Raw genomic sequence first — 3591 nt, forward strand, 5'->3', positions numbered from 1 at the left:
CGCCGCCCGGGCCCGTCAGGCCGCCGCCCGCGCCAGGAGCGCGGCCGCCGAGGCCACCCGCGCGGCGAAGGCCACCGTCGCGATCGCGAACCAGGCCGCCGCCGCAGCCGGCGACGCCCAACGGGCCGCCAACGACGCAGCCGCGCACGCCGAAGCGGCGGCCACGGCAGCCGAGGAGGCGGCCAAGCACGCCGGCGACGCGTCGAACGCGGCCGACGTCGCGAAGTCGGCCGCCGACTCGGCCGACTCCTACGCCAACTCGGCGGCGAACTCCGCCAAGCAGGCCCACAACGTCACCGGCATCGCCCGCGCCAGCGACCAGGAACGCCTCGACGCCCAGCAGGCCGAGGAGATGGGCAAGGCCGACGAGGCCTCCCGCGCCGCCGACCTCAAGGCGAAGACCGCAGCCTGGGAGTCCGGGAAGGCAACCCAGCTCGCCGCCGACACCGAGCAGCTCATCAAGGACGCCACCGCAGCCGGGGCCGATACGAAGACCGCCGTGCTGAAGGGCCGCCAGGCCGCGCTGCGGCTGCTGGACTCCGCCGGCCCGTGGACGAAGGCCGCCGCCCAGAGCGCGCTGGAGGGCGACGACAACGCCGTCCAGGAATTCCTGAGCAGCGGTCTGACGACCGCCCGCGACTACGACGACCGCACCAGCGTCATGGCGATCGCCAAGTCCCCCGGCAAGCTGGAGAAACGCCTCGCCGCCGAGACCGCGACCGTCGGAACCTCCGACCAGGTCCGGGCGTTCCTGGCCACCGGCCAGTACCCGGGCAAGGACGACGACGACCGCGTCCGGCTGTCCCAGATCATGGCTGCCGGCGGACCGGGTGTGAAGGAAGCCGCCGGCAAGGCCCTCGACGGCACCATCGACGACGTCCGCGCCTTCCTGGCCACCGGCCAGTACAAGGCCCGCGACGACGACAACCGCGTCCTCGTCAGCCAGGCCCTCGCCAACGGCGGCCCCGAGGTCAAGGCAGCCGCCCAGGCCGTCCTGTCAGGCCCGGCCGACCGCCTGGTGCCGTTCCTGCAGTCGGGCCTGTTCACCGCCCAGCAGCGCGACGCGATGACCGCCACCCACGTGGCCACCGTCGCGTCCTACCTCGCCACCATCGACGGTTCCGTCGCCCAGGCCCGCCAGTACGCCGCCCAGGCCGCCCAGTCCTACGCCGACGCCCGCGGCGCCTCCGACGAGGCGAAGAGGTACGCCAACCAGGCCAGCCAGTCCGCCCAGCAGGCCCAGGGCTTCGCCACCCAGGCCGCCCAGTCCGCCCAGGCCGCCCAGGCCTCGGCGGCGCAGGCCGCCCAGTCCGCCAAGCAGGCCCAGGCATCGGCGGCCACCGCCAACACGGCGGCCCGCAACGCCGGCGTCTCCGCGGCCATGGCCACCGGCTACGCCGCCCAGGCGAGCAAGTACGCGGCCGACGCCAAGACCGCCTCCGACCAGGCGAAGGCCTCCGCCGCCGCCGCTGCCAAGAGCAGGGACGAGGCGAAGACGGCAGCCGACGAGGCCCTGGCCGCCGTCTTCACGAAGCAGCAGGACGAAAGCACCGACGGGAAGCTGCAGAACGCAACCGCCTCCGTCGACGACCAGGGCCGGATCTCCTTCATCGACGCCGTTCCTCAGGGTGATCCGAACACGGAGATCGTCAAGGACAACCTGGACCGCTGCGAAGCGGGTGACATGATGCTGTCGGCCTACGGCCATGTGCTGAAACCCCTGGACACCACGGTCTGGCGCAACGATGCGGCAGGAAAGCCGGTCTGTACCGTCACCCTCACGGTCAAGGCCACCGGCACCACCGACTACATCCTGAAGACCTGCCCCGAACCGAACCTCACGATCGCCGCCTGCCGCGGCAAGTACACCGTCTGGAACACGGTCCTCCTCAACAGCTCCCCGCTGGAGGTCCAGTACCCGCAGACCGTCGATGTGACCTACGCCGAGTACGTCAAGAAGTACCGGCCGACGGTGGACACCGGCAAAATCCTGTACGACATGTTCGTCGACGACTTCGTCAAGTGCTACAACGACCCCGACTTCAACAAGTCCTGCGCCCTCGCCGCAGCCAACGCCGCCCCGTTCATCCCCGTCCTGGCCAAGAGCGTCAAGGCCGTCGTCGCGTTCCGCTACGCGCTCACCACCGGCATCGGTATCGAAGACGCCAAACTCGCCGTTCAGGCCTCACTCGACGGCTACAGCAAGGCGGCCCTCGCCAAGGTGACCGCCACCGCCGACGCCGTCGCCAGATTCCGCAACTCGCTCAAGACCGGAATCGGCACTGACACCGCGCTCGAAGCACTCCGGAGCGACATCAACGTCGACCGAACACTGATTCAACGATTCGAGGCCCTGGCGTCGGCGGTACTCGGAATCTGCAAGCGGAACAGCTTCCCTGCCGGCACCCATGTGCTCATGGCCGACGGCACGAGCCGTCCGATCGACCAGATCCGCACCGGCGACTCGGTGCTGGCGACCGACCCGACCACCGGCACCACCGGGCCGGAGAACGTCGGGGCCGCCTTCTACACCCCCGACGACCATGACTTCACCCAACTCACGGTCACGGGGCCGAACGACGTCACCGGAGCCATCACCTCCACCGACCACCATCTGTACTGGTCGGAAGGCAAACAGAGCTGGCTCAACGCCTCCGACCTCGTCGCCGGCGACACCGTCCGGACCACGGACGGACAGGCCGTCCGGATCACCGGCACGCGGCACTGGACGTCCCCGCAGCCCGCGTACAACCTCACCGTCAACGACATCCACACCTACTACGTTCTCGCGGGCGCAGTCCCCGTTCTGGTGCACAATGCGGGCTGCTGGGAGGTGTCTGAGGACGTCCTGGACGAGATCTTCGACGCCCACGGGCCGGCTGTCACCGACGGCGTCGAGTACAACATCAGGCGGTACAACGACGGCGATGTGTCCCACGCGCCGAACGGCATCGGTACGAACCCCAAGGCGCTGGCCGAGTACCTCGCGCTGCCCCGGATCTTCAAGTACAAGGACATCGAAACCGGGAACGAGATCTTCTTCGACGAGGCCAGGCAAATCATCGTGATCAAGACCCGAACCAACATCCACGCCTACAACTACACTACGAAGTCCTGGAAAAGCGCCGTGGGAACGAAGTACATGGAGAAGTAGGCGAAATGAAGACCGAATACATCGACGGAGAATACGTCCTGAAGCTGAACCGGAGTGAGCTGGTGGTCGTCATCTCCGCGATGCTGACCGCGGACAACCTCACCGCGTCGGACGAAGCCCTCTGGGACTACATCGGCCGCACGCGGGAGGACTTCCAGGAGATGACGACGCGAATCGCCGACTTCTGCCGGTCGGTTCCGTATACGCCCGACGGGGATTCCTTGCCCTAGCGGAGGAAACCCGTAAGGACCTGATACCAGAACACTAGTGAGGCCGGGGCGGCGGAACCGCGGAAAACCCCCCCCCCGGCCGCCCCCCCCGCTTGCAACCCCGCCGCCGCGCGCCCGCACACCCCCCCCCCCGGCCACCCCCCGGTTGCCCCCCACCCCCGTCGGCGGCAACCGGGGCTTCGCCGTTCCCGGGCCCGCCCGGCGCCG

2 protein-coding genes are annotated in these 3591 nt (G+C 69.3%); both read left to right on the top strand.

All coding sequences use genetic code 11. From position 1 onward, the window contains the following. Positions 1-3154: polymorphic toxin-type HINT domain-containing protein (locus ACFV6I_RS11855; RefSeq protein WP_380424753.1), on the top strand; the 3154-nt coding region annotated here is incomplete at its 5' end. A 5-nt stretch (positions 3155-3159) separates the two neighbouring features. Beyond that, positions 3160-3384, top strand: coding sequence for a hypothetical protein (locus ACFV6I_RS11860; protein ID WP_380424755.1), 225 nt, complete (start codon positions 3160-3162; stop codon positions 3382-3384). Positions 3385-3591: the final 207 nt, after the last annotated feature.

Origin of the sequence: Kitasatospora sp. NPDC059803, assembly GCF_042732255.1 — a bacterium.
Taxonomy (GTDB): Bacteria; Actinomycetota; Actinomycetes; order Streptomycetales; family Streptomycetaceae; genus Kitasatospora.